This is a genomic window from Micromonospora sp. DT178 (genome assembly GCF_049841695.1).
Classification (GTDB): domain Bacteria; phylum Actinomycetota; class Actinomycetes; order Mycobacteriales; family Micromonosporaceae; genus Micromonospora.
Genome location: NZ_JBNCKV010000006.1, coordinates 205,477 through 229,886, shown reverse-complemented (window position 1 = coordinate 229,886; position 24,410 = coordinate 205,477). Strand labels below are relative to the sequence as shown.

The window sequence follows — 24,410 nt, the reverse complement described above, 5'->3', positions numbered from 1 at the left end:
GCGCGCCGCCTCCCATGGCCGCCGGGGAGCGGGCGTCAGCGCCGCTCCTCCAGCTGCTTGCACGTCACGCAGAGGGTGGCCGACGGGAAGGCGGCGAGCCGCTCCACCGGAATGGGGTTGCCGCACCGCTCGCACCAGCCGTAGCCACCCTCGTCGAGCCGCTCCAGCGCCCGCTCGACCTGCGTGCTCCGTTCCAGGATGCTGTTGGCGAGTGAGATCTCCTGCTCACGCTCGAACGTCTTGGTCCCGGTGTCGGCCTGGTCGTCCCCGGCCGAGTCGGTCAGCCGGTCGCGCTGCAGCTCGGTGATCTCGCTCAGCGTCCGATCGTACTCGGCGCGCAACTCGTCACGCCGCGCCGCCAGGGCCGCCCGGATCTTCTCGGTCTCCGCAGCGCTGCGGGTGGCCTTCGCCACCGGCTTCCGGCCGGCGGTCCTGGTGTCGGCTGGCTTCGCCATCGTCGCTCCCTCGGCCGCGGAACCGCGGCGTTCCGCGGCACCTGGACAGGGGCCGCCGGCATCGGCGCCCCCAGGTACAAAAGGGGCGCGCGGCGACGGGGCCGCGCACTCCGGAGATTCGCAAGAATACGGAACGTACAGGCGCACGACAACGTGCCGCTCCGACGCACCGACCGTTCGGCCCCTAGCCATCCCTAACTGGGGCAAAAGGAACGCTAGCAGATCACGTGTCGGGCCCTCGGCCGTACTCGCCAAACCAGCGGGCCAGCCGACCCCGCCGGCTGACCGCCCGCAGCCGCCGCTCCGCCTCGTCGCGCACCCCGGCCGTCGCCACGATCAACATGCTGTCGCCGGTCTTGAGCCGGAAGTCCGGGCCGGGCACCACGCCCGCCCCGTCGCGCAGCACCAGCGTCACCGAGGCGCCCGGCGGCAGCCGCAACTCGTCGACGTGGACCCCGGCCAGCCGGGAGCCTGGCGGCACCTCCAGCTGGAGCAGGTCCGCGCCCATCCGCTCCAGCGGCGCCGTCTCCACCCGGATCTCGGTCGCCTCGGCCGGCGCGGTCACCCGCAGCCGGCGGGCCACCGGCCCCAATGTCCCGGTCTGCAACAGCGTGAAGATCACCACCAGTACGAAGACCGAGTCGAAGAGCCGGTCGGCGCCCGGCACCCGCTCCGACAGCGGGATGGTGGCGAGCACGATCGGCACCGCCCCGCGCAGCCCCGCCCAGGACAGGAACGCCTGCTCGCGCAGGTCGAACCGGAACGGCAGGGCGGACGCCGCCACCGACAGCGGCCGGGCCAGCAGCACGAGCGCCAGCCCGGCGACCACGGCCGGCAGCACCGCCGAGCCGAGCCGGCCCGGCGAGACGAGCAGCCCGAGCAGCACGAAGAGCCCGATCTGGGCCAGCCACGCGAGGCCGTCGGCGAAGCCGAGGATCGCCTGCCGGTGCGGCAGCCGGGCGTTGCCGAGGATCACCCCCGCCACATAGACGGCGAGGAAGCCCGAGGCGTGCAGCACCGCGCCGGCGGCATAGGCGAACACGGTCAGCCCGACCGCCGCGATCGGGTAGAGCCCCGCCGACGGCAGCGCCGCCCGGCGCAGCGCCCACCGCCCGGCGACGCCGGTCGCGAAGCCGACCGCCGCACCGGCGCCCAGCTCGTAGCTGACGAGCGAGATCTCGTACCACCACGGGTGGGTGACACCCTCCCGGGACAGCAGCACCACCAGCAGCACGACCGGGGCGTCGTTCATCCCCGACTCCGCCTCCAGGGTGGCCACCAGGCGGGGCGGCAGCCGCAGCCGGCGCAGTGTGGCGAAGACCGCCGCCGCGTCGGTGGAGGAGAGCACCGCGCCGTAGAGCAGGGCCAGCCGCCAGTCCAGTCCCAGCAGCAGGTGCACGACGAGGCCGACGACCAGGATGCTGACCATCACGCCGACCGTGGAGAGCAGGGCGGCCAGCCCGAGCACCGGACGCAGGGTGCTCCACCGGGCGGTCAGCCCGCCCTCGGCGATGATCACGATGAGCGCGCAGAAGCCCAGGGTCCGGGTCAGCTCGACGTCGTCGAAGCGGATGCCCAGCCCCGCCTCCCCGATCGCCACCCCGAGCGCCAGGTAGGCCAGGAGGCTCGGCACGCCGAGCCGGGTGGAGAGCCGGACCGCGCCGACCGCGACCAGCAGGACACCCGCGCCGAGCAGGAGCGCGAGATCCAGCCCCGGCGTCACCGCCGCCCGGCCCCGGCGTCGGTCACCCGGCGGCCCCGTCACGCAGCCGGCGCAGTGCCTCCGTCAGCTCCGGGGCGGGGCCCTCGACCAGGAAGAGCTTGTCGCGGCTGGCCGCGCCGGCCCGCAACGACACCACGGCCGGCCGTACGCCCAGCGCGCCGGCCAGCGCCCGCCGGGCCGCCTCGGTGGCCCGCCCGTCCACGGCCGGGGCGTGCACCGCGATCACCAGGGCCGGCCCGTGCGGCCCGTCGAAGCGACCGCCGACGCGCGCCCGGGCGGAGCCGGGCTTCACCCGGACCGCGACGGTCAGCGTGGCGTCCATCGGGAAGCGTCCCGCCGCTCAGATCCGGCCGGCGTCGGCGAGCAGGGCGGTGTCGGGTGCGCAGCGGGCGCACGGGGTGAAGCCGAGGTCGACGGCCTCGGCCACGGGAAGCGGCTCGTGCTCCCGCCCCACGAGGTACGCGCAGTCGACCAGGTGGTAGCGGGGCCGCCCGTCGACCACCCGCACCTCGGCGGCGAGGCGGGCCACCCGGGCGGCCTCGACCGGCGTGACGTCCTGCGCGGGCGGCTCGTCGTCGTACGGCACGGCGGGGCCGGCCCCGGGCGCGGCGGCCGGGACGGCGCCGTCGGTCACCGGCGGCTCGGGCGGTTGCCGCCACCCGGTGCCGTCGGCGTCGACCGTGGAAGGAACGTGCTGGACGGGAATGTCCGGCTCCACCGGCGGCCCGCCGGCGAAGGCCGACCCGGCCGGGCGGGTCGCCCGACGGGGCCGCCAGACCGGCCGGCCCGGATCCGCCGCCGCCCGGCCCGCGGCCGCCTGGCGGGCGCCCGCGACCAGCGCGACGGCGGCCAGCAGGCTGGCCGCGATGGAGATGATCAGGAGAACGCTGGAGCCACCGGCCAGGCCGAGCACCAGCAGCACCACCGCGACGAGGATGAGCAGGAGACTGGCGACTATCACGGCTCACCCCCGCCGCGTCGTGCTGATGAGGCGAGGTCGGCGACCGTCATCGTGACGACGGTCGCCGACCGATGGTTCAGCGACCGGTCTCGAGAGCGCCGGAACGACCGCCGCCGCCGTAGGAGCCGGCGAGCCCGGCGGTGGCCAGCCCGTTGCCGCCACCGGCGGCCCGGGTGCCCTCACCACCACGGGTCATCTCGACCTCCAGGCCCTGGCCGCGGCCGTCGAGGTCACGCAGCTGGCTCTCCAGGTAGGCCTTGAGCCGGGTGCGGTACTCGCGCTCGAACTGCTTGAGCTCCTCGATGTGCTTCTGCAGGGCCGTGCGCTTGGCGTCCAGGCCGCCCATGGCCTCCTGGTGCCGCTGGCGGGCGTCGCGCTCCAGGGCGTCGGCCTTGGCGCGGGCCTCGCGGGTGACCTCCTCGGCCTTGGAACGGGCCTCGGAGAGCAGCTGGTCGGCCTCGCGGCGGGCGTCGGAGACGTGGTCGTCGGCGGTCCGCTGGGCCATCATCAGCACCCGCAGCGCCTGCTGCTCGCCGTCGGCGCCGCCGACGGCCGGGCCACCGGCGGAACGGACCTGCTCCAGCTCGGCCTGCATCGCGCGGGCGGCCTGCTCGGCCGCCGCCTTGTCGCGCTGCACCCGGTCGAGCTGGGCCTTGACGTCGTTGAGCTCCGCCGCGAGACGGGCGTCGCCACCGGGGCCGGCGGGGGCGCCACCACGGCCGCCGCGCTCCACCTGGGCGCGCAGCTCGTTGTTCTCCTCGATGAGACGGGCAAGCTCGCGCTCGACCTCGTCCAGGAAAGCGTCGACCTCCTCCTCGTCGTAGCCCCGCTTGCCGATCGGCGGCTTTTTGAAGGCGACGTTGTGGACGTCGGCCGGGGTCAGCGGCATCGAAACTCCTCGGGTCAGTTGCGGCCGCGAAAGCGCGTCGGTCATCAGACGGTGCCGATGATCGACCGCCTCAACACGAACTCCATCAGCACGAACAGGATAACCAGGAGCACAAGTGAGGCCAGGTCGATGCTCACGGTACCAATTCGCAACGGAGGGATCACACGCCTCAACGTGTTGAGAGGGGGATCAGTGACGCTCCACACGATTTCCAGCCCCACCGATGCCCCACGCCCCGGCTGCCAGCGACGGCCGTACTGCAGGACGGCGCTCAGGACGAACCGGGCCAGCAGGACGAGCAGGAAGAAGTAGAGCACCAAGTACAGCACTTGCAGCACGATCGACAACACGGCAGGCGACGTCCCTCGGGTCGGGCGGGGCTAGCTCAGGCTGAAGAAGCCGCCCTCGGCGATCTTGGCCTTGTCCTCTGCGGTGACCTGGACATTGGCCGGTGAGAGCAGGAACACCCGATTGGTCACGCGCTCGATCGTACCCCGCAGCCCGAACGCGAGGCCGGCGGCGAAGTCCACAAGTCGGCGCGCGTCGGCCTCGTCCATCTCGGTGAGGTTGATGATCACCGGAACGTTGTCGCGGAAGTGCTCACCGATGGTGCGCGCCTCGCGGTACGTGGTGGGGTGCAGCGTGGTGATCTGGTAGCGCTGCTCCTCCTCGGCGACCACCGCGCGCTCCCGGGCCTGCGCCTGCGGCGCCAGGGCCAGGTTGTCGCGGGTGTGGTAGGTCAGCGCGCCCGAGGTCTCACCGGCCGACGGCCGGGTGATGGAGCGGACGCTGGACCGCTCGACCCGCTCCGCCCGGTCGCTGTCGCCCCGCTCGGCGTCGGCCGCCCGAGCGGCGGCGCGCTCGGAGAGCCGGCCACGGTCGCTCAGCCGGGACCGGGGCGCCGGCGGCTCCTCGGAGTCGTCCTCGTCCTCGTCGGCGAACTCCTCCGAGTACCGGCTCTGCCGGTAACGCGAATCGCGGTAGCCGCCCTTGTCGTAGCCACCGTCGTCGTAGGCCCGCTCGTCGTCCTCTTCGACCAGACCGAGCCAGACCCCCGCCTTGCGCAGTGCACCCATCCCGCGCCCTTCCCGTCCGCCGTGCGGCACGCGCCCCCGTACCGTGTCGCTTGTCGCGAGTGGACCACTTCTGCCCACCGGAGCGGATCGGCAATCCCCTGGCACGCGATTCGCGTCGCGTGCCACGACCCCCGACAACGGGACGCCGTTCCCTCAAACAACACAGATGTAATTTGCTTCCCGCGGTCAGGCTACCGCAGCGTGGGACGCATTCCGAGCAACGCGCTGCCGACGCGGACATGTGTCGCGCCGTACCGGATCGCGATTTCCAGGTCGCCGCTCATCCCGGCGGAGAGCGCGGCGGCTCCCGGGTGGACCGTCCGGAACCCGGCGGCCACCTCGGCCAGCCGGGCGAACGCCCGCTCCGGCTCCCAGCCCAGCGGCGCCACCGCCATCAGGCCGGCCAGCCGCAGCGCCTCCGCGCCGGCCACCGCCTCGGCCACCGCGCCGAGCCCGGCGCCCGGGTCGGCCGAGTCCGGCAGCGCCCCGCCCCGGGCCGCGTCACCGTCGATGCTCACCTGGACCAGCACGTCCAGCGGCCGGTCCCGCGCCGCCGCCGACGCCGCGTCCAGCGCCCGCGCCAGCCGGACACTGTCGACCGAGTGCACGACGTCGGCGTAGCGGACCACCGACCGGGCCTTGTTGCGCTGCAACTGCCCGATGAAGTGCCACCGCGGGGTCACCCCCGCCGCGGCCACCTCGGCCGACTTGGTGGACGCCTCCTGGTCGCGGTTCTCCCCCATGTCGACGACGCCGAGCCCGGCCAGGGCCACCACGTCCCCGGCCGGGTAGGTCTTGGTCACCGCGATCATGGTGACCTCGGAGTCGTCCCGTCCCGCGGCGGCGCAGGCGTCCGCGATCCGGGACCGTACGCGGCCCAGGCCGGCCGCGATCTCGGCGCGCCGGTCCGGGCGCACCGGGGCTGGGCTGTCGGTCATCGGCGGTACTCAGGAACCGTTCTTGAGGAAGTCGGGCACGTCGACGTCGTCGAAGAGCACCCGGCGGGGCGACTGCTGCGGGGCCGGCATGGTGGCCGGCGGCGCGACCGGGGTGCTCGGCTGCGTCGGCTGGTTCTGGTTGCTCTTGCGGGGCGGCTCGGCCGCCTTGTACGCCGGCGCGCCCCCGTCGAAGCCCGCCGCGATGACGGTGACCCGCACCTCGTCGCCGAGGGCGTCGTCGATGACGGCGCCGAAGATGATGTTGGCATCGGGGTGGGCCGCGTCGGTGACGAGCTGGGCCGCGTCGTTGATCTCGAACAGGCCCAGGTCCGAGCCGCCGGCGATGGAGAGCAGCACGCCGCGCGCGCCGTCCATGCTCTGCTCCAGCAGCGGGCTGGAGATGGCCGCCTCGGCCGCCTCGACGGCGCGGTTCTCGCCGCGCGCGCTGCCGATGCCCATGAGCGCGCTGCCCGCGCCGCTCATCACGCTCTTCACGTCGGCGAAGTCCAGGTTGATCAGACCCGGGGTGGTGATCAGGTCGGTGATGCCCTGGACACCGGAGAGCAGCACCTGGTCGGCGGTGCGGAACGCGTCCATCATGCTGATGTTGCGGTCGCCGAGCGCCAGCAGCCGGTCGTTGGGGATGACGATCAGCGTGTCGCACTGGTTGCGCAGCTCGTCTATTCCGGACTCCGCCTGCACCTGGCGGCGCTTGCCCTCGAACGAGAACGGCCGGGTGACCACGCCGATCGTCAGCGCGCCGAGCTTGCGGGCGATGTTCGCCACGACGGGCGCCCCGCCGGTGCCGGTGCCGCCGCCCTCGCCGCAGGTCACGAAGACCATGTCGGCGCCCTTGAGCACCTCCTCGATCTCGTCGCGGTGGTCCTCGGCGGCGTTCTTGCCGACGTCGGGGTTGGCCCCGGCGCCGAGCCCACGGGTCAGCTCACGGCCGACGTCGAGCTTCACGTCGGCGTCGCTCATGAGCAGCGCCTGCGCGTCGGTGTTGATCGCGATGAACTCGACGCCCTTGAGCCCAACCTCGATCATCCGGTTGACGGCGTTGACGCCGCCGCCACCGATGCCGACGACCTTGATGACCGCCAGGTAGTTGTGCGGAGGTGTCATCTCCGGTCCTTTCCCTTCGAGATTGGCATGGGCCGACCGGGTAAGGCCTGGCCAGACCAGCGGCCGACGAAAGCTGTCACCAGTGAGGATCAGGATTAAACCCTCACCCTCTACTAGAGGCTTACAGTTATGTCAACCACTGATCCCCTTCGGGGCAACGTAAGCGCCCTCACGCGATGAGCCAAGGACCCGCTCGGCGTGTCGCCGCCGGAGCGGGACGGGTCACGTCGCGGGCGGAGCCACCGGTCACCGCAGGGTCACCACGTCCGGGGCGCTGACGTCGATGGTGTTGGCCTTCCGGTCGAGCAGGGCGCTGGCTACCCGGGCCTTGTCCGCGCCCCGGGTCGCGTCCCCCCAGACCACCACCCGGTCGCCGCGCAGCCGCAACGTGATCCGGGCCAGCCCCTCGACGGTCACGTCCACCAGCTCGGCGCGCAGCTGCGGGGTGAGCGCGCCGAGCACCTCCAGCGCCGCCCGGGTCGACCCGTCGTCCGGGCCCGGCTCGGCGAGCCGGACCACCGGCAGGCCGTCCGGTGGCCGTGGCACGGTCCGGAAGACCACGCCCGCGCCGTCGATCACCACGAACTGTTCCCCGCGCGGCACCGCCGCCGCGCCGGTGCGCTCGGTCACCCGGACCACCAGCGTGTCCGGCCAGTCCCGGGTCACCACCGCCCGCTGGACCGCCGGCAACCCGCCGACCCGCCGCGCGGTGGCGGCCAGGTCCACCCGGGCCAGCGGGGCGCCGTCGGGCACCGCGGCCGCGTCGCGGACCTGCACCGTCGTGACGAGCACGGCGCCCTCGACGCGGACCTCGCGCACCCCGAACAGGCCGGTGCCGAGCAGGGTCCAGGCGACCAGCCCGGCCACCGCGAGCACGCCCGCGGCGACCGCCCACGGCAGCGCCGCGCGCATCCGACGCTGCCGGGCCCGGGCCATGAACCGGCGGGTCGAGGCGGGGACCGCGTCGCTGCCGGCGCGGACCAGCTGCCACCGGCGCTCCGGCCCGCGCCGGCCGCCGCCGTCCGCGCCGGTGGTGCGCCCCCGCGCCGGACCGGGACTCATCCGGCCGCGGGCGCCGCGCCGTCCGGGACCGCGCCGCCGGCACCGCCGACGCCGGGGACGGTGCCGCCGATGGTCGTCGTCCCGCCCGCGTCGCCGCCGGGCGTCGTGCCCGCCGGCGCCGCCAGATCGGCCGTACGCGCCGAGAGCGCGGCCAGCAGCTGGTCCCCCATCAGCGAGATCGGTGGGGCGCCCATGGTCACCACGACGTCGCCGGGGCGGGCCCGCCGGGCCACCTCCACCGGCGCGGCCTCCCACGAGTCCACGAAGACCTTCCGCTCCGCCGGCAACGGCACCGCCTCGATCAGCGCCGCCGACCCCTCCCCCGGCTCGCGCAGCTCGCCCGGGCCGAAGACCTCCAGCAGCACCAGCTCGTCGGCGATGGCCAGCGACTCGGCGATCTCCGCCTGGAGGTCGCGGGTGCGGTAGAGCCGGTAGGGCTGGAAGACCACGATCACCCGGCCGTCCCCGGCCACCTCGCGCAGCGTCCGCAACGCCAGCGTCATCGAGGTCGGGTGGTAGGCGTACTCGTCGTAGACCAGCACGTCGTCCGCGAGGCCCTTGCGCTCGAAACGCCGCCGCACGCCGGGGAACGCCGCGAGCGCGCCCTCCGCCGCCTCCAACGGCAGGCCCAGCAGGTACGCGGTCAGCACGGCCGAGGCGCTGTTGAGCCCCATGTGCCGCCCGGGCACCGGCAGCCGGAACTCGCCGAGCGACCGCCCGTCGATGCTCGCCAGGTAGCGCACCCCCCGGGCCGACGAGGCGATGTCGGTCAGCCGCAGGTCGGCGTCGGCCGCCTCGCCGTAGGTGTGCACCCGACGGCCCTCCGCGCGCAGCGTCTCGGCCAGCCGCCGCCCGCCCGGGTCGTCGGCGCAGGTGATGATGAAGCCGTCCGGGTCGGTGAGCCGGGCGAACTCGGCGAAGGCCGCCTCCAGCGTGGCGAGGTCACCGTAGGTGTTCAGGTGGTCGGCCTCGACGTTGGTGATGATCGACACGTACGGCCGGTAGATCAGGAAGGAGCGGTCGCTCTCGTCCGCCTCGACCACGAAGTGCTCGCCCGTGCCGTGGTGGGCGCCCGAGCCGACCTCGGAGATCTCCCCGCCGATGACGAAGGACGGGTCCTGCCCGGCCTGCTGGAGCACCATGGTGACCATCGAGGTGGTGGTGGTCTTGCCGTGGGTGCCCGCGACCGCCACCGTCCGGCGGCCCGTCATCGCGGCGGCCAGCGCCTCGGAGCGGTGCAGCACGCGCAGGCCGCGCCGGCGTGCCTCCACCATCTCCAGGTGGTCCTGCGGGATCGCCGAGGAGTAGACGACCGTGTCGACGCCGTCGAGGTTGGACGCCTCGTGGCTCATGTGGATCGTGCCGCCGAGGGCGCGCATGCCGGCCAGGCTGGGCCACTCCCGCAGCTCGCTGCCCGAGACGCGGATGCCCCGGGTGAGGAAGAGCCGGGCCAGCCCGCTCATGCCGACCCCGCCGACCCCGATCAGGTGGATCGTGCCCAGGTCCTCGGCGGTGAGCGTGCCGGCCGGGGTGAACTGTGCGGTGTTCATGCCGAGTACCTTCCCGTCGCGGTGCGCCCAGTCACGGGGCCACCGTCGTTCGCGGCTGCGGGGCTCGCAAGCTCACTCCTCGCGCTCACTTGGCCACCGCCTCGTAGACGAAGTTGAGCAGCGCCTCGTCGCCGTCGCGGCGGCCGTACGCGGCGGCGGCGGCGCCCATCGCGTGCAGCCGGTGCGGGTCGCGGATCAGCGGGATGACCGTCCGCTCGACCCAGTCGGGGGTCAGCTCGGCGTCGTCGACGAGCAGCCCGCCGCCGGCCTCCACCACGGGCAGCGCGTTGCGCTTCTGCTCCTGGTTGCTGTGCGGGTACGGCACGTAGATGGTGGGCAGCCCGATGGCGGCCACCTCCGCGCAGGTCATCGCCCCGCCCCGGCCGAGCATCAGGTCCGCCGCGGCGTAGCCGGCCTCCATCTCGGACAGGTACGGCAGCGTCACGTACGGCACCGGCAGGTCGGTCGGCACGGGCACCGGCTCGTTGCGGGCGCCGATCACGTGCAGCACCTGCACCCCGTTGCGGGCGAGTTCCTTGGCCGCGCCGGCGACGGCGAGGTTGATCGAACGGGCGCCCTGCGAGCCACCGGCGACGAAGAGCACCGGCAGGTCGGGGCGGAGTCCGAAGTGGGCCCGGGCCGCGTTGCGCATGGCGAACCGGTCCAGCCCGGCGATGCCCCGGCGCAGCGGCACGCCGACGACCCGGGCGTCGCGCAGGGCCTCGGCCTGGGCGGGCTGGTGCGGGAAGCCGACCGCCACGTGGTTGGTGAACCGCATCCCCAGCCGGTTGGCCACCCCCGGCGGCACGTTCACCTCGTGGATCACGATCGGCAGCTCGCGGCGCCAGGCGGCGAGGTAGGCGGGCACGGAGACGTACCCACCGAAGCCGACCACCACGTCGGCGCGCACCTCGTCGATGACCTTGCCCGCCGCGCGGGCCGCGGTCCACATCCGGCCGGGGGTCTTGACCAGGTTCATGTTCACCGACCGGGGCAGCTGGTAGGCCGGGATCTGGCGCAGGTCGTAGCCCTGGGGCGGGATCAGTTCGTTCTCCAGGCCCCTCGGTGTGCCCAGGCAGGTGATCCGGACGCCGGGGTCGTGTCGGCGCAGGCAGTCGGCGAAGGCGAGCAACGGGTAGATGTGCCCCCCGGTGCCACCTCCCGCGAGCACCACCGAACGCAGCGGACCCATCAACGTCTCCTCTCGTCCGCCGACCCGCGGCGCGTCCGGGCCAGCCGGACGCCGCGCGGTGCGGCCACATCGTCCGGCCGCCGCTCCCGCGACCGGGGTACGGACCCTCGGGCAGCCGGGGGCGCCGCCGGACGGCGGCGCCGCCCGGGAAGCGGCGGCAACGGGGCCCAGAGTAGTCGGACCCATCGGGCCGGCGGACGGGCATGCAGCGCTCTGGCGGCGTCAGGTTCGGCACGGGCGAAGGAGGCGAGCATCCCGATGGCGGCGAGGGTGACGACCAGTGCGCTCCCGCCGTCGGAGATGAACGGCAGCGGCACACCGGTCAGCGGCAGCAGGCCGACCACCCCGCCGATGTTGATCACCGCCTGGCCGACCAGCCAGGTGGTCGCCGCCGCGGCGGCGAGCCGGCGGAACGGGTCCTCGACCCGGCGGGCGATCCGCAGCCCGGTGTACGCCAGCACGGCGAAGAGCGCCACCACCACGACGCACCCGACGACGCCCAGCTCCTCGGCGACCACGGCGAAGATGAAGTCGTTCTCCGCCGCCGGCAGCCACTGCCACTTGGCGATGCTCTTGCCGAGGCCGACGCCGAACCACCCGCCGTTCTCGATCGCGTACCGGGCCTGGGCGATCTGGTAGCAGTCCTCCAGCTTGCACAGGTCCGGCGGCGGCGGGTTGATGAAGGCGGTCAGCCGGGCCAGCCGGTAGTTCTTCTCGCCCGTCTCGCCGGAGCCGGCGCCGAGCGAGGCCACCGCGACCAGCACGCCGATGCCGAGCAGCCCCACCGCGGAGAGCGCGGCGAAGACCCGCATCCGCACCCCGGCCGCCCAGAGCAGCCCCACCACCAGGGCCAGCAGGCAGAGCATCGTGCCCAGGTCGTTGTAGCCGACGAGGACGAAGAGCAGGCCCACCACCGGGAAGAGCGGGGTCGCCAGCTCCCGCCACCAGCCCAGCGCGGCGCCCTTGCGGGCGATCACGTGGGCCCCCCAGAGCACCAGGGCGAACTTCGCGAACTCGGAGGGCTGCACCTGGATGCCGCCGACGAAGAGCCAGAGCAGCCGGGCCTCGAGCGGGCCGATCCGGGCGGACTCCTGGTTCGTCAGCCGGGCGTACGCGAGCAGCAGGTTGAGCAGCAGCAGCAGGCCGATGGCGGTGAACAGCAGCGGCCGGCCCAGCGTCCGGTAGGTCGTCGCCGGCAGCCGCTGGCACGCCCAGAACGCGACGATGCCGATCACCGCGAAGATCGCCTGCTTGACCAGGGACGTCGAGGCGTTGCCGTTCTCCGCGTAGTCCCGGACGCTGGTCGCGGAGAAGACCATGGTCAGGCCGATCAGCAGCAGCAGGCCGGCGCTGGACAGCAGCAGGTAGTAGGAGGCCAGCGGCCGGTCCAGCAGCCCGCGCAGCGCGGCCAGCCCGCCCACCGGGTCCAGCCCGCGCGGCACCTGGGGACCGGGATCGTCCGGCCCCCGCGTCGCGGCGGGCGCGTCGCGCGTACGCCTGCCTCCCGCCGACCGCCCGGACGTGCCCTCCGCCGTGACCTCGTTGCCTCGTCCCTCCCCCACCCGACCATCATGGCGGTTCCCCGGGGTCGCCACCGGCGCAACCGCCCGGTCGGCGTGTCGGGCTTGCGCCGGGCGCGCGGAGCGTCCCGGCGGCCCGACGCGCCGCGGGGCCCGGGCGACACGCGCCCGGGCCCCGCGGCGGGAACGGCCGGCGGGCTCAGGTCATGTTGGCGAGGAACTCGCTGTAGAACAGGCCCAGCGCGATGGCCACGCCGATGCCGGCGATGATCCAGAACCGGACCACGATGTTGACCTCGCTCCACCCGGCGAGCTCGAAGTGGTGCTGCAACGGCGACATCCGGAACACCCGCTTGCCGGTGGTACGGAACGAGATGATCTGGATCACCACGGACATCGTGATGATCACGAAGAGGCCACCGATGATCGGCAGCAGCAGGATCGTCCGGGTGGACATCGCCATGCCGGCGATGAGGCCGCCGAGGCCCAGCGCGCCGGTGTCGCCCATGAAGATCCGCGCCGGTGAGGTGTTCCACCACAGGAAGCCGACGCAGGCCCCGGCCGCCGCGCCGGCGATCAGCGCGATCTCCAGCGGGTCCCGGACGGCGTAGCAGTAGTCCTGGGTGTAGTTCGGGTCGGCGCACCAGTGCCGGTACTGCCAGAAGGCGATCAGCGCGTACGCCGCGAGGACCATCACCGAGGCGCCGGTGGCCAGGCCGTCGAGGCCGTCGGTGAGGTTGACGCCGTTGGTGGCCGCCATCACCACGAAGATGAAGATGACCACCGCACCGATCTTGGTGACGTCCAGCGCCGGGATGTCCCGGATGAAGCTGAGCGTCGTGCTGCCCACGGTCTCGGTGTTGGTCTCGGCCCCCGAGGCGTCGGTCATGGTGCTCGGGAAGTAGAGCGCCACGACGCCGAAGACCGCGCCGACCAGGATCTGCCCGAGCAGCTTGCCGCGCTTGTTGAGACCGCCGCTGTGCCGCTTGCGCACCTTGAGGAAGTCGTCGATGAAGCCGACCGCGCCGGAGAAGACCATCAGCCCCAGCAGCACCAGGGCGGTGATGGTCGGCTCGACCTGGGCGATCTGCGCGTCCGGCAGGGTCGTCAGGGCCAGGTGACCGGCCACGTACGCGATGACCGTGGCGAGGATGAACACCACGCCGCCCATCGTCGGCGTGCCCTTCTTGCCCTCGTTGCTGGCGAGCCCGAGGTTTGATCGGATCGGCTGGCCGGCCTTCAGCCGGGCGAACACCTTGATCGCGATCGGGGTGCAGAACAGCGAGACCAGGAAGGCCACCCCGATGGCGACGATGACCGCCCTCATGCGGCGCCGCCCCCCGTCGCCTGCCCGTTCGCCCCGCCACCGGCGGCCTCCGCGCGCAGCGCGTCGGCCACCTCCCAGGTGCGGTACCGGGAGCCCTTCACCAGGACGACGTCGCCCGGCCGTAGTTCGCTCCGCAGCACCTCGACGGCCGCCGCCTGATCGGTGAGCAGCACCGACTCTCCTCCCCAGTCACCTACCGATGTCGCGCCTTCGTGGATCGGCGCGGCCGGCTCGCCCACCACGAGCAGCCGGTCGACGCCCAGTTCGGCCGCGAGCCGGCCGACCTCGGCGTGCCCGTCGCGTTCGAAGGGGCCAAGCTCGGCCATGTAGCCGAGCACCGCGACGGTGCGCCGCTCCCGCCCGATGCCGGTCAGCGCGCGCAGCGCGACCGCCATCGAGGCGGGGTTGGCGTTGTACGAGTCGTCGATCACGGTCACCCCGTCGGCGCGTTCGAAGACGTCCATCCGACGGGTGGAGACCAGCCCCAGGGCGCCCAGCGCGGTGGCCAGTTCGGCCAGCGGCATGCCCAGCTCGCGGGCCACCGCGGCGGCGGCGAGCGAGTTGGACACCTGGTGCCGGCCGGTCAGCCCGAGCCGCACCGGCGCGGTCCCCTCCGGGGTGACGAGGGTGTACGCGGGCCGTCCCCGGTCGTCCAGCGTCACGTCCTCGGCCCGCACGTCGGCGTGCGCCGCCTCGCCGTAGCGGACCACCCGGGCGACCGTACGCGAGGCCATCGCGTCGACCAGCGGGTCGTCGGCGTTCAGCACGGCCAGGCCGTCGGCGGGCAACGCCTCGACCAGCTCGCCCTTCGCCAGCGCGATCGTCTCCACCGAGCCGAACTCGCCGATGTGCGCCACCCCGACGTTGAGCACCACGGAGATCCGGGGCGGCACCACGTCGCAGAGGTAGCGCACGTGCCCCACCCCCCGGGCGCCCTTCTCCATCACCAGGTAGCGGGTCTCGGGCCCGGCCTGCAACGCCGTGTACGGGTGCCCCAGCTCGTTGTTGAACGACCCGGGCGGGGCGACGGTCGGGCCGAGCCGCGCGGTGAGCTGCGCGATCAGGTCCTTGGTGGTGGTCTTGCCCGACGAGCCGGTCAACCCGACGACGGTGAGCCCGGGCAGCCGGTCGACCACCGCGCGGGCCAGCCGGCCCATCGCGGCCAGCGCGTCGTCGACCAGCACCATCGGCACGCCGGGCACCGCGCGGGTGCCGAGCACAGCCACCGCGCCGGCCGCCACCGCACCGGCGGCGTAGTCGTGCCCGTCCACCTTCTCGCCCGGGAAGGCGACGAAGAGCGCACCCGGGCGCACCTTGCGCGAGTCGAACTCGACCGGACCGGTGACCCGGGCCTGCGGGTCGGCGCCGGCCAGCCGCCCGTCGACCGCCGAGGCGACCTCGGCCAGGCTGAGCGGGATCACCGCTGACCCGCCGGGTCGGCGAAGCGCGCCCGCAGCGCGTCGGCCAGCTCGGTGCGGTCGTCGAACGGGAGCACCTCGCCACCGATCTCCTGCCCGCGTTCGTGGCCCTTGCCGAGCACCGCGACCACGTCGCCCGGCTCGGCCAGCCGGACCGCCGCGTCGATCGCCGTCCGGCGGTCGGCCACCTCCTCGACGCGGGCCGCCGCGCCGGCCCCCCGGGCGCCGGCGAGCACCTCGGCCCGGATCGCCGCCGGATCCTCGGTGCGCGGATTGTCGTCGGTCACCAGCACCACGTCGGCTCCCTCCGCCGCGGCGGCGCCCATCACCGGCCGCTTGCCCCGGTCCCGGTCCCCGCCGGCACCGATCACGCAGATCAGCCGGCCGGCGCCGTACTCCCGCAGCGCCGCCAGCGCGGCGACGATCGCGTCCGCCTTGTGCGCGTAGTCGACCACGCCCCGGACCGGCCCGGGGGCGTCCACCAGCTCCAGCCGGCCGGGGACCCCGCCGCACGCGGCGACCCCGGCGGCGGCGGTCCGCGGGTCCACCCCGGCGGCGACCAGCGCGGCGATGGCCAGCAGGGCGTTGGCCACGTTGTGCCGGCCCGGCAGCGCCACGCCGGCCGGCAGGGTCAGCCCGTCCGGGCCGTGCGCGGTGAACCGCTGCGCGTACCCCTCGCCGCCGATCCCGTCGGCCCACCAGGTGGCGGTCGGGTCGCCGGCCGCCGAGTAGGTGACCGTCGCCGGGCCGTACAGCGACTTCAGCGCCGGGTCGTCGTGGTTGAGCACCTCGACCGCGCAGCGCCCGTCGAACAGTTGCGCCTTCGCGGCGAAGTAGTCCGCCGTGTCGGCGTGGAAGTCCAGGTGGTCGGAGCCGAAGTTGGTGTAGCCGCCGACCGTGAACCGGACCCCGCCGACCCGGCCCATCGCCAGGGCGTGGCTGGAGACCTCCATGACCACGGCGGTGACGCCGCGCTCGCGGGCGGCGGCCAGCATGGCGTGCAGGTCGGTGGCCTCGGGGGTGGTGCGCACGCTGTCGATCGCCAGGTCGCCGAGGCGGGTCTCGACGGTGCCGATCAGGCCGGTGGTGTGGCCGGCGGCGCGCAGGCCGGACTCGACCAGGTAGGCCGTCGAGGTCTTGCCGGCCGTGCCGGTCACCCCGATCACCGTCAGGTGATCGGTCGGGTCGCCGTAGACGGCCGCGGCGAGGGTGCCCAGCGCCGCGCGCGGGTCGGACACCACCAGCGCCGGCAGGCCCGCCTCGGCCGCCGCGGCGGCGCCGGCCGGATCGGTCAGCACGGCCACCGCGCCGGCGGCCGCCGCGCCGGCGGCGAACTCCGCCCCGTGGCGGCGGGCGCCCGGCAGGGCCGCGTACAGGTCGCCGGGGCGGACCTCCTGGCTGGCGTGGGTCACCCCGGTCACCACCAGCTCGGCGGCGCCCTCCGGGGGCTCGACGGCGAGCCGGGCGGCGAGGTCGCCGAGCCGGACACCGATCACAGTACGGGGACGAGGATTGCCGGGCACGGCGTCAGACCCTACCCGGTCGTCCGGTTCCGGCCGCACTGCCGCCCCGGTGGTTCGTCCGCACTCACCGATGATGTCGCGGCGTGGCCGCTCAACGCGGATAGACCGTGAACTTCGGGGCCTTCTCCCCACTCGGCGGCACCCCGTAGTGACGCAGCGTGAACTGCATCATGTCCCGGAACGCGGGGGCCGCGATGTCCCCGCCCCCGCCGGCGGGGGTGTGCGCGAAGACCGCGATCACGTAGCGCGGCTTCTCGGCCGGGGCCATCCCGATGAACGAGGCCACCTCGCCGAGCTGCTTACGCCCGTCGACCAGCCGCCAGCCGGTGCCGGTCTTGCCGGCGACCCGCCACTCGGGGATCGCCGCGGCCCTGCCGGTCGCGTCCTCGACCGTGGTGACCGCCTCCAGGATGTGCCGCAGCGCGGCGGCGTTCTCCGGGCTGAGCACCGACCGGGTGACCGGAGGGTCGGTCGGCGTACGCTTCCCGTCCGGCCCGATCACCTCCTTGACCAGGCGCGGCTGCACGTACGTGCCGTTGTTGGCGATCGTCGCGTAGACGGCGGCCATCTGCAGCGGCGTGGCGTCCACGCTGTGCCCGATCGGCACCGACCCGGCCGACGACCCGCTCCACTCGTCGGCCGGCAGCAGCCGCCCGCTGGCCTCGCCGGGCATGCCCACCCGCGTCGGCTCGCCGAGGCCGAAGCGCTTCTGGTAGTCGATGAGGCGTTCCGGGCCGAGCTTGTCGGCGATCTGGATGGTGCCGACGTTCGACGAGTACGCCATCATGCCGGGCAGGCTCATCCGCTTCCCGTGCGCCTTGTGGGTGTCGGTGAACGGGGTGTCGCCCTTCATGATCACGTTCGCGACGGGCATCGTCGTGTCCGGGGTGATCACCCGTTCCTGGAGCGCGGCGCCGAAGGTGATCGCCTTGTGCACCGAGCCGGGGTCGACCACGAAGCTGGTGGCCGCGTCCTCCCGGTCGGTCGGGTCGCTCGGCACGGGCTTCGCCGCGTTGTAGGTGGGGTGGCTGGCCTGGGCCAGCACCTCGCCGGAGGGGATCTCGATCACCACGGCGGCGCCGGTGCTGCCCTTGCTCTGCGCCATGTGCCGGCTGAGCATCCGCTGCACCATGAACTGCAGGTCGCGGTCGATGGTGAGCTGGAGCGAGCTGCCCGGCTTGGCCTTCGTCGTCTCGCTGTAGCCGCCGGGGATCGGGGCGGCCAGGTCGCCGAGGCCGACCTCGTAGACCCGCTTGCCGTCCTTGCCGCGCAGCACGTCGTCGTAGCGGGCCTCCAGCCCTTCCAGCCCGACCATGTCCTGGCTGGTGAAGCCGAGCAGGTTGGCCGCGAGGTCCCCGCCGGGCACCTCGCGCCGCTCGTCGCGGTGGGTGTAGATGCCGGGCAGCTCCAGCGCGGTGATCTGCCGGGCCCGGTCGATGTCCACCCCCCGGGCGAGGTACTCGAACTGCGAGTCGACGCCGTTGACCCGCTTGCGGGGCTTCATCTTCTCGGCCAGCTCCGACGCCGGCATGCCGAGCAGCGGGGACAGCGCCTTGGCGGTGGCCTGCTGGTCCTCGATCTGGGTGGGGTCGGCGTAGACGTAGCGGGCCTCGACGCTGTGCGCCAGCGGGGCACCGTCCCGGTCGTAGATGGCGCCGCGCGCCGCCGGCAGGGTGACGGTGCGCAGCCGGTCGGCGAGGCCACCGCCGGCGTACGCCGGAGTCTCCACGGCCTGGAGGACGACCAGCCGGATGCCGATGACGGCGAAGAGCGTCAGGGTGAGCACGGTGCCCAGCCGCAGCCGACGCCGGGGATCGGCCAGCCGGGGCGGCTTCGGCGGCTTGCGCGACGGCCGCCGGGCGGCGGGACGGTCCGGCCGGCGCGCGGGGCGCGGCGCGGTGCGGCGGCTCGGCGCCGGCGGCTCGTCGTCGTGGCGCGGGGTGCGCGGCGTGACGGTGCGGACGACGCCGGAGCGGCCCGCCGCCTCCCGGCGGCCGGCCCGGCCGGCGCCCGCGCGCCCGCCGTCGAGGACCTGCAGGGCGGGGCGGAACGGGTCCCCCGAGCGGGTGCTGCGCGGCGTCCTGCGCTGCTCGGCGGGGCCGGCGTCGGCGTCCCGCTCGGCGCGACCGCCGGCGCGCTGCTCGCGCACGGTGCGCCCGCGCGGGGTGTACGCCCGGGCGTCGGAGATGCCACCGACCCCCGGCTCGCCGGAGCGCGGCTCGCCGCCCCGGCCACCGGCGTTACGCGACGAACCGCGCCGGGAGCCTGTGGCGTCCCGGCGCGGTTCCTCCGATCTCGGCGGCACGGTCGTCAGCCTCCCGCGCCCTGCTGGCTGGTGATCGAGGGCTGGCCACCGGCCGGCTGCGGCACGCCGATGACCTTGCCGTCGGGCAGCCGGATGTAGGCCGGCTCGCCCGCCTCCACCAGACCGAGCTTGCGGGCCCGGGCCTCCAGGTTGCCCGGGGCCTCCGCGTCGGCGATCTGCTTGTTCAGCTGCTGCTGCTCCACGTCGAGCTTGGCCTGCTGCTCCTGGAGCTTCTCCAGCCGGAAGGCGTTCTCGTTGATCTTCGTGTTGACCAGCAGGATGCCGAGCACCCCGCCGACCACCAGCACCACGACCAGGGCGGCGAAGGGCGCCCGCGGCACCTTCACCGGCGGCGGCGGCGCCACCCGCAGCCGGGGCGGACGCGCCGTGACGGCGCCGTCCCGCTCGGCCGGCCGCAGCGCGGCGCTGCCCTGGGTCGGGAACTCGCGCGCCCCCCGGGCGCGAGTCTCCCCCTGCCGGTTCGCGCGGTCCGCCCGCGGCGTGCCGGTCCCGATGCGCGTGGCCCGCTCCGCCGCGGTCCGGCCCCCCGACCGCGGTGCGCGCTGCCCGCCGCCGGCGATGTCCCGGCGGTCGCGCTTGTCAATAGTCATGTCCCTCCCCCTCTTCGTCCGTCCCTGTCCCGTCCCCCGGGGTCCGTCGGATCCGTGTCGGATCCGGGGGACCCCGCCCCTGGTTGGTGCATCGCCTTGACCCGCCGGCGGTACCGTTCGCGGTCGGTACCCCCCTGCTGCGCCGCGTCCGGGTCGAGTCGCTCCGCGGCCCGCAGCCGCACGGACGCGGCCCGCGGGTTCGCGGCGACCTCCGCCTCCCCGGGCAGTTCGGCGCCCCGGCTGAGCAGCCGGAACGTCGGACCGGACCCGGGCAGTTCGACCGGGAGGTCGATCGGGCCCTTGCTGCGGACCCGGTCGCTGAGCGCCGCCTTGGTGAGCCGGTCCTCCAGCGAGTGGTAGGACAGGACCACCATGCGGCCGCCCACGTTGAGCTTGTCGAGCGCGGCCGGCAGCGCCGTCTCCAGCGCTGCCAGCTCCTTGTTTACCTCGATCCGTAAAGCCTGAAACGTTCTCTTGGCCGGGTGTCCCCCGGTTCGTCGGGCGGGTGCCGGAATGGACTCCCTGACCAGTTCGGCCAGCCGCGCCGACGAGGTGATCCGGCTCCGCTCGCGCTCGCGGATGATCGCCGAGGCGATCCGGCCCGCGAACTTCTCCTCGCCGTAGACCCGCAGCACGCGGGCCAGGTCCGGATGGGCGTACGTGTTGACCACCTCCTCGGCGGTCACCCCCCGGGTCTGGTCCATCCGCATGTCCAGCGGAGCGTCCTGCGCGTAGGCGAACCCGCGGTCGGGTGCGTCGAGTTGCAGGGAGGAGACGCCCAGGTCGAACAGGATCCCGTCGATCGCCGGGTAGCCCAGCCGACCGAGCACCTCCGGCAGCTCGTCGTAGACGGCGTGCTCCAGGTGGACGCGGTCGGCGAAGCGGGCCAGCCGGACGCGTGCGTGGGCGAGCGCCTCGGTGTCCCGGTCCAGCCCGATCAGCACCGTCTCCGGATGCGCCTCGAGCACCGCCTCGGCGTGCCCGGCCAGGCCCAGCGTCGCGTCGACGTGGACCGTCCGCCCGCCCCGGCCCAGCGCGGGGGCCAGCAACTCGAGACACCGCTCGAGCAGCACCGGCACGTGCGTGCCGCGTAGCTCCCCCATGTCGACCCCCACTGGTGTGAAACCTTCGTCCTTCACGCGTCTGTCGTCGGACGACGCCGTGCCGTCGTACCGCCAGATCCCCATCCGCTCCCGCCCGTCGGAGGCCGCGGCCCTCCGATCGGATCGTGCGCCTGGCACCGGGGAAGGGGTGCCAGGAACTCGAAAGCGGGTGGAGATCTCGCAGTACGTCGGGCGCCGTCACGCCCTACAGACCGCCGGGCAGCACCCCCTCCTCGATGTCGGCGAAGTCGTCTTCGCTCTCCGCGAGATAGGTCTCCCAGGCAGCCTTGTCCCAGATCTCCACCCGGGTGCTCGCGCCGATCACGACCAGATCCCGGTCGAGTGCGGCGTAGGCCCGCAGGTGGGCCGGGATCGTCACCCGGCCCTGCTTGTCGGGCACCTCGTCGTGCGCGCTGGCGAAGAAGACCCGGCTGTAGGCTCGGGCCGCCTTGTTCGTCATCGGTTGCGCGCGCAACTGCTCCGCGATCCGCTGGAACTCGGGCATCGGGAAGGCGTAGAGGCAACGATCCTGCCCTTTGGTGATCACGACACCCCCCGCCAACTCGTCCCGGAACTTCGCCGGGAGGATCAACCGGCCTTTGTCGTCCAGGCGTGGGGTGTGGGTGCCGAGAAACATCGGCCCAACCCCCTCGCCCTTGAGCGGCGTTCGCGGCGCCGCTGACCCCCCGGGCCGGTGGGCCCTCCCGGCCTCACCACTGCGCCCCACTCTACTCCACTTCCCTCCACCCGCAACCAGAATCGCCCGCGTGGCGCGGCCTTTCGGCGCGCAAAACCGCACGTCAACCGGGGTGGAGCGGAGTGGAGGGCCGCGGGGCCCGCCGGGCCGGTCCGCTTTCCGACATAGATCGACTCCGTCCGGCTGAGCGCGTTCCGACCACCCCGTCGGGTCACCCCGGCCGAACGGTTCGCCGTCGGCGGCGATCTGGCGGGGTCGCCGGTCCGGTAACCTCGCTCGGGTGACGGACGCGAAGATGCCCCTGCGGGCAAAGGTGGCCAGCTCGGTGTCGCGGACCGCCGCGGCGCTGTCGCGGGCCGCGGGGCGTGGTGACGGCTCCGTGATCGGCGGCTGGATCGGCCTGAAGATCGACCCGGACCTGCTGGCCCACCTGTCGGCCGGGCGCGCCATCGCCCTGATCTCCGGCACCAACGGCAAGACCACCACCACGCGGCTCACCGCGGCGGCGGTCGGGGTGCTCGGCCGTGTCGCCACCAACTCGTTCGGCGCCAACATGCCGACCGGGCACACCTCGGCGCTCGCCAAGGCCGGCAGCACGCCCTACGCCGTGCTGGAGGTGGACGAGCACTACCTCGCCCAGGTGCTGGACGCCACCGAGCCGCACGTGGTGGCGCTGCTCAACCTCTCCCGCGACCAGCTCGACCGGGCCAAGGAGGTCGCCATGATGGCGCAGCTCTGGCGCGCCGCGCTGGTCCGGCACACCAACGTGCGCGTCGTCGCCAACGCCGACGACCCGATGGTGGTGTGGGCCGCCACCCCGCCGCCCAACCACGACCACCGCATCGCCCCGCCGCACGTCACCTGGTTCAGCGCCGGGCAGCGCTGGCACGACGACTCCTGGGTCTGCCCCGAGTGCGGCTCCACCATCCAGCGCTCCGGCGACCAGTGGTGGTGCAGCGGCTGCCCGCTGCGCCGGCCCGAGCCGCAGTGGACGGTGGAGGACGACGGCGTGCTCGACCCGACGGGCGCCTGGCACAAGGTCAAGCTCCAGCTCCCCGGCAAGGTCAACGTCGGCAACGCCGCGACCGCGCTGGCCGTCGCCGCCGAGTTCGGCGTCCGGCCCGTGGACGCGGTGCTCCAGCTCGGCACCGTCACCTCCGTGGCGGGCCGCTACGCGCAGGTCGACCGGGACGGGCGCAACATCCGGCTGCTGCTGGCGAAGAACCCGGCCAGCTGGCTGGAGGCCTTCGACATGGCCGACGTCGCCCCGACACTGCTCTCCATCAACGCCCGGGACCCCGACGGGCTGGACACCTCGTGGCTCTTCGACGTCGACTTCGCCCCGCTCCGGGGCCGGCAGGTGCTGATCACCGGCGACCGCGCGTACGACCTCGCGGTCCGGCTGGAGGTCAACGACGTGCCCTTCCAGCATGTGCGGACATTCGCCGACGCCGTCCGGTCGGTGCCCCCGGGGCGCCTGGAGGTCATCGCGAACTACACCGCGTTCCAGGACATCCGAGCGGAGTTGGACCGTGTCAACTGAGAGCCTGCGCATCGTCTGGATCTACCCCGACCTGCTCTCCACCTACGGCGACCGGGGCAACGCCCTGATCCTCGCCCGCCGGGCGCGGCAGCGCGGCTTCCCGGTGGAGGTGCTGGAGGTGCGCTCCGACCAGCGCCTGCCCTCCACCGCCGACATCTACCTCATCGGCGGCGGTGAGGACGGCCCGCAGGCGCTCGGCGCGCAACGGCTGCTCGCCGACGGCGGCCTGCACCGGGCGGTCGCCCAGGGTTCGGTCGTGTTCGGGGTCTGCGCCGGCTACCAGCTCCTCGGCACCTCCTTCTTCGCCAAGGGCACCCTCTGCGCCGGGCTGGAGCTGCTCGACCTCTCCTCCGACCGGGGGCCGACCCGCGCCGTCGGCGAACTGGCCGGCGAGATCGACCCGCGCCTGGGCGTGCCGGCGCTGACCGGGTTCGAGAACCACGGCGGGCGCACCCACCTCGGCCCGGGGGTCTCCCCGCTGGCCCGGGTCACCGCCGGGGTCGGCAACGACGGCGCCACCGAGGGGGCGTGGCGGGGCAAGCTGCTCGGCACGTATTCGCACGGCCCGGCCCTGGCCCGCAATCCCGCCCTCGCGGACCTGCTGCTGCGCTGGGCCACGGGTGCGCACCAGCTCCCGCCGCTGGACGACACCTGGTCGGACCGGCTGCGCGCCGAGCGCCGCGCCGCGGTGGCCGCCGCCGCCCGGGCATGATCCCCGCCGTCCGGCGGCTGCTGCGGCAGCCGTCGGCCGTCCGGTTCGCCCTGCTGCTGCTCCTGCTCGTCACCTTCGGAGCGGTGCTGCTCGTCGTCGACCTGCCCGACGCGCACCAGCTGCCCCGGCTGGCCGACCGGCTGGGCGATCTCGCCCCCGTGGCGGCGGTCCTCGGCGGGGCGCTGCTGCTGGTCGCGCTGGTCCCCCGGACCTTCATCACGCTCGCCTCGGGGGCGATCTTCGGTGCGCTGGAGGGCGCCGCGTACGCGCTGGGCGCCGCGCTGCTCGCCGCGGCGCTGGGCTTCACGGTCGGCCGCCTGCTCGGGCGGGAGTTCGTCGCCGACCGGGCACGCGGCCGACTGGCCCGGTTGGACGGCTGGTTCGCCCGGCAGAGCGTCCTCGGCGTGATCACCGTACGGCTGCTGCCGATCGCCGGCTTCGGGCTGGTCAGCTACGGCTACGGCACCACCGGCGCCCGGGTGCTGCCGTTCCTCGCCGGCAGCGTGATCGCCTCCGCGCCGACCGCGTTCGGCTACGCGGCGGTGGGCGCGGCGGTCACCTCCCCGGGCGACGTCAACTGGTTCGGCGCCGCTCCGGCCGCGCTCGGCCTCGTCGCCAGCGTGGTGCTGATCCGCCGCTGGTGGCGCGCCGAGCGGCAGCGCCGGCTCGGGCCGAGCTGA

22 protein-coding genes and 1 pseudogene are annotated in these 24,410 nt (G+C 74.2%); 3 read left to right on the top strand and 20 right to left on the bottom strand.

The features are described 5' to 3' along the window. Positions 1–35: 35 nt before the first annotated feature. The 20 genes and pseudogenes from ACLQ22_RS14005 to mraZ form a co-directional block, all read right to left on the bottom strand. Positions 36–455 (bottom strand): TraR/DksA family transcriptional regulator, encoded by a 420-nt coding sequence (locus tag ACLQ22_RS14005; RefSeq protein WP_425692632.1) that lies wholly within the window; start codon positions 453–455, stop codon positions 36–38. A 223-nt stretch (positions 456–678) separates the two neighbouring features. Beyond that, on the bottom strand, positions 679–2,178 hold the full coding sequence (locus ACLQ22_RS14000) for a potassium/proton antiporter (RefSeq protein ID WP_425692777.1): 1,500 nt from the start codon (positions 2,176–2,178) through the stop codon (positions 679–681). A gap of 22 nt (positions 2,179–2,200) precedes the next feature. Next, entirely contained in the window at positions 2,201–2,500 is a 300-nt protein-coding gene (locus ACLQ22_RS13995; RefSeq protein WP_151455895.1) for a DUF167 domain-containing protein, read from the bottom strand. A gap of 18 nt (positions 2,501–2,518) precedes the next feature. Next, the gene (locus ACLQ22_RS13990) at positions 2,519–3,139 is read right to left on the bottom strand and encodes a hypothetical protein (RefSeq protein ID WP_425692631.1); all 621 of its coding nucleotides are present in this window, start codon (positions 3,137–3,139) and stop codon (positions 2,519–2,521) included. A gap of 76 nt (positions 3,140–3,215) precedes the next feature. Beyond that, positions 3,216–4,028 carry a DivIVA domain-containing protein gene (locus ACLQ22_RS13985; RefSeq protein ID WP_311411629.1) on the bottom strand — a complete coding sequence of 271 codons (813 nt, stop codon included), beginning with the start codon at positions 4,026–4,028 and terminating at the stop codon, positions 3,216–3,218. A 44-nt stretch (positions 4,029–4,072) separates the two neighbouring features. Next, the gene (locus tag ACLQ22_RS13980; RefSeq protein ID WP_425692630.1) at positions 4,073–4,378 is read right to left on the bottom strand and encodes a YggT family protein; all 306 of its coding nucleotides are present in this window, start codon (positions 4,376–4,378) and stop codon (positions 4,073–4,075) included. Positions 4,379–4,408: 30 nt separating this feature from the next. After that, positions 4,409–5,104 carry a cell division protein SepF gene (locus ACLQ22_RS13975; RefSeq protein ID WP_425692629.1) on the bottom strand — a complete coding sequence of 232 codons (696 nt, stop codon included), beginning with the start codon at positions 5,102–5,104 and terminating at the stop codon, positions 4,409–4,411. A gap of 191 nt (positions 5,105–5,295) precedes the next feature. Beyond that, a complete protein-coding gene (locus tag ACLQ22_RS13970) occupies positions 5,296–6,042 on the bottom strand; it encodes a YggS family pyridoxal phosphate-dependent enzyme (RefSeq protein WP_425692628.1) in 747 nt (248 codons plus the stop codon). Between the two features lie 9 nt (positions 6,043–6,051). After that, positions 6,052–7,167 carry a cell division protein FtsZ gene (gene ftsZ / locus ACLQ22_RS13965; protein ID WP_121400560.1) on the bottom strand — a complete coding sequence of 372 codons (1,116 nt, stop codon included), beginning with the start codon at positions 7,165–7,167 and terminating at the stop codon, positions 6,052–6,054. Positions 7,168–7,413: 246 nt separating this feature from the next. Next, a complete protein-coding gene (locus ACLQ22_RS13960) occupies positions 7,414–8,229 on the bottom strand; it encodes a cell division protein FtsQ/DivIB (RefSeq protein ID WP_425692627.1) in 816 nt (271 codons plus the stop codon). Next, on the bottom strand, positions 8,226–9,779 hold the full coding sequence (murC, locus tag ACLQ22_RS13955) for a UDP-N-acetylmuramate--L-alanine ligase (protein WP_425692626.1): 1,554 nt from the start codon (positions 9,777–9,779) through the stop codon (positions 8,226–8,228). Before murC ends, ACLQ22_RS13960 begins: the two co-directional genes overlap by 4 nt. Positions 9,780–9,864: 85 nt before the next feature. Then, positions 9,865–10,971 (bottom strand): undecaprenyldiphospho-muramoylpentapeptide beta-N-acetylglucosaminyltransferase, encoded by a 1,107-nt coding sequence (gene murG / locus ACLQ22_RS13950; RefSeq protein ID WP_425692625.1) that lies wholly within the window; start codon positions 10,969–10,971, stop codon positions 9,865–9,867. After that, on the bottom strand, positions 10,971–12,383 hold the full coding sequence (locus ACLQ22_RS13945; RefSeq protein ID WP_425692776.1) for an FtsW/RodA/SpoVE family cell cycle protein: 1,413 nt from the start codon (positions 12,381–12,383) through the stop codon (positions 10,971–10,973). Before ACLQ22_RS13945 ends, murG begins: the two co-directional genes overlap by 1 nt. A 307-nt stretch (positions 12,384–12,690) precedes the next feature. Continuing rightward, positions 12,691–13,818, bottom strand: a complete 1,128-nt coding sequence (gene mraY / locus ACLQ22_RS13940) for a phospho-N-acetylmuramoyl-pentapeptide-transferase (protein WP_121400556.1) — start codon at positions 13,816–13,818, stop codon at positions 12,691–12,693. Then, entirely contained in the window at positions 13,815–15,239 is a 1,425-nt protein-coding gene (locus tag ACLQ22_RS13935; RefSeq protein WP_425692624.1) for a UDP-N-acetylmuramoyl-tripeptide--D-alanyl-D-alanine ligase, read from the bottom strand. The genes mraY and ACLQ22_RS13935 overlap by 4 nt, the downstream gene beginning before the upstream one ends. Beyond that, complete coding sequence (locus ACLQ22_RS13930) at positions 15,236–16,798, bottom strand: UDP-N-acetylmuramoyl-L-alanyl-D-glutamate--2,6-diaminopimelate ligase (protein ID WP_425692623.1); 1,563 nt, start codon at positions 16,796–16,798, stop codon at positions 15,236–15,238. The genes ACLQ22_RS13935 and ACLQ22_RS13930 overlap by 4 nt, the downstream gene beginning before the upstream one ends. Before the next feature lie 52 nt (positions 16,799–16,850). Next, the gene (locus ACLQ22_RS13925) at positions 16,851–19,064 is read right to left on the bottom strand and encodes a peptidoglycan D,D-transpeptidase FtsI family protein (protein WP_425692622.1); all 2,214 of its coding nucleotides are present in this window, start codon (positions 19,062–19,064) and stop codon (positions 16,851–16,853) included. Positions 19,065–19,069: 5 nt separating this feature from the next. After that, the gene (locus ACLQ22_RS13920; RefSeq protein ID WP_425692621.1) at positions 19,070–19,675 is read right to left on the bottom strand and encodes a septum formation initiator family protein; all 606 of its coding nucleotides are present in this window, start codon (positions 19,673–19,675) and stop codon (positions 19,070–19,072) included. Beyond that, positions 19,665–20,778 (bottom strand): annotated as a pseudogene (gene rsmH / locus ACLQ22_RS13915) (16S rRNA (cytosine(1402)-N(4))-methyltransferase RsmH). Before rsmH ends, ACLQ22_RS13920 begins: the two are co-directional and overlap by 11 nt. Before the next feature lie 205 nt (positions 20,779–20,983). Next, complete coding sequence (mraZ, locus tag ACLQ22_RS13910) at positions 20,984–21,415, bottom strand: division/cell wall cluster transcriptional repressor MraZ (protein ID WP_121400551.1); 432 nt, start codon at positions 21,413–21,415, stop codon at positions 20,984–20,986. A 355-nt stretch (positions 21,416–21,770) separates the two neighbouring features. Between mraZ and ACLQ22_RS13905 the strand changes: the two genes are divergently transcribed. The 3 genes from ACLQ22_RS13905 to ACLQ22_RS13895 are packed head-to-tail and all read left to right on the top strand — an operon-like array spanning position 21,771 to position 24,410. Continuing rightward, a complete protein-coding gene (locus tag ACLQ22_RS13905; RefSeq protein WP_121400920.1) occupies positions 21,771–23,018 on the top strand; it encodes a MurT ligase domain-containing protein in 1,248 nt (415 codons plus the stop codon). Further along, complete coding sequence (locus ACLQ22_RS13900) at positions 23,008–23,730, top strand: type 1 glutamine amidotransferase (RefSeq protein WP_425692620.1); 723 nt, start codon at positions 23,008–23,010, stop codon at positions 23,728–23,730. The genes ACLQ22_RS13905 and ACLQ22_RS13900 overlap by 11 nt, the downstream gene beginning before the upstream one ends. Continuing rightward, entirely contained in the window at positions 23,727–24,410 is a 684-nt protein-coding gene (locus ACLQ22_RS13895; protein WP_425692619.1) for a TVP38/TMEM64 family protein, read from the top strand. Before ACLQ22_RS13900 ends, ACLQ22_RS13895 begins: the two co-directional genes overlap by 4 nt.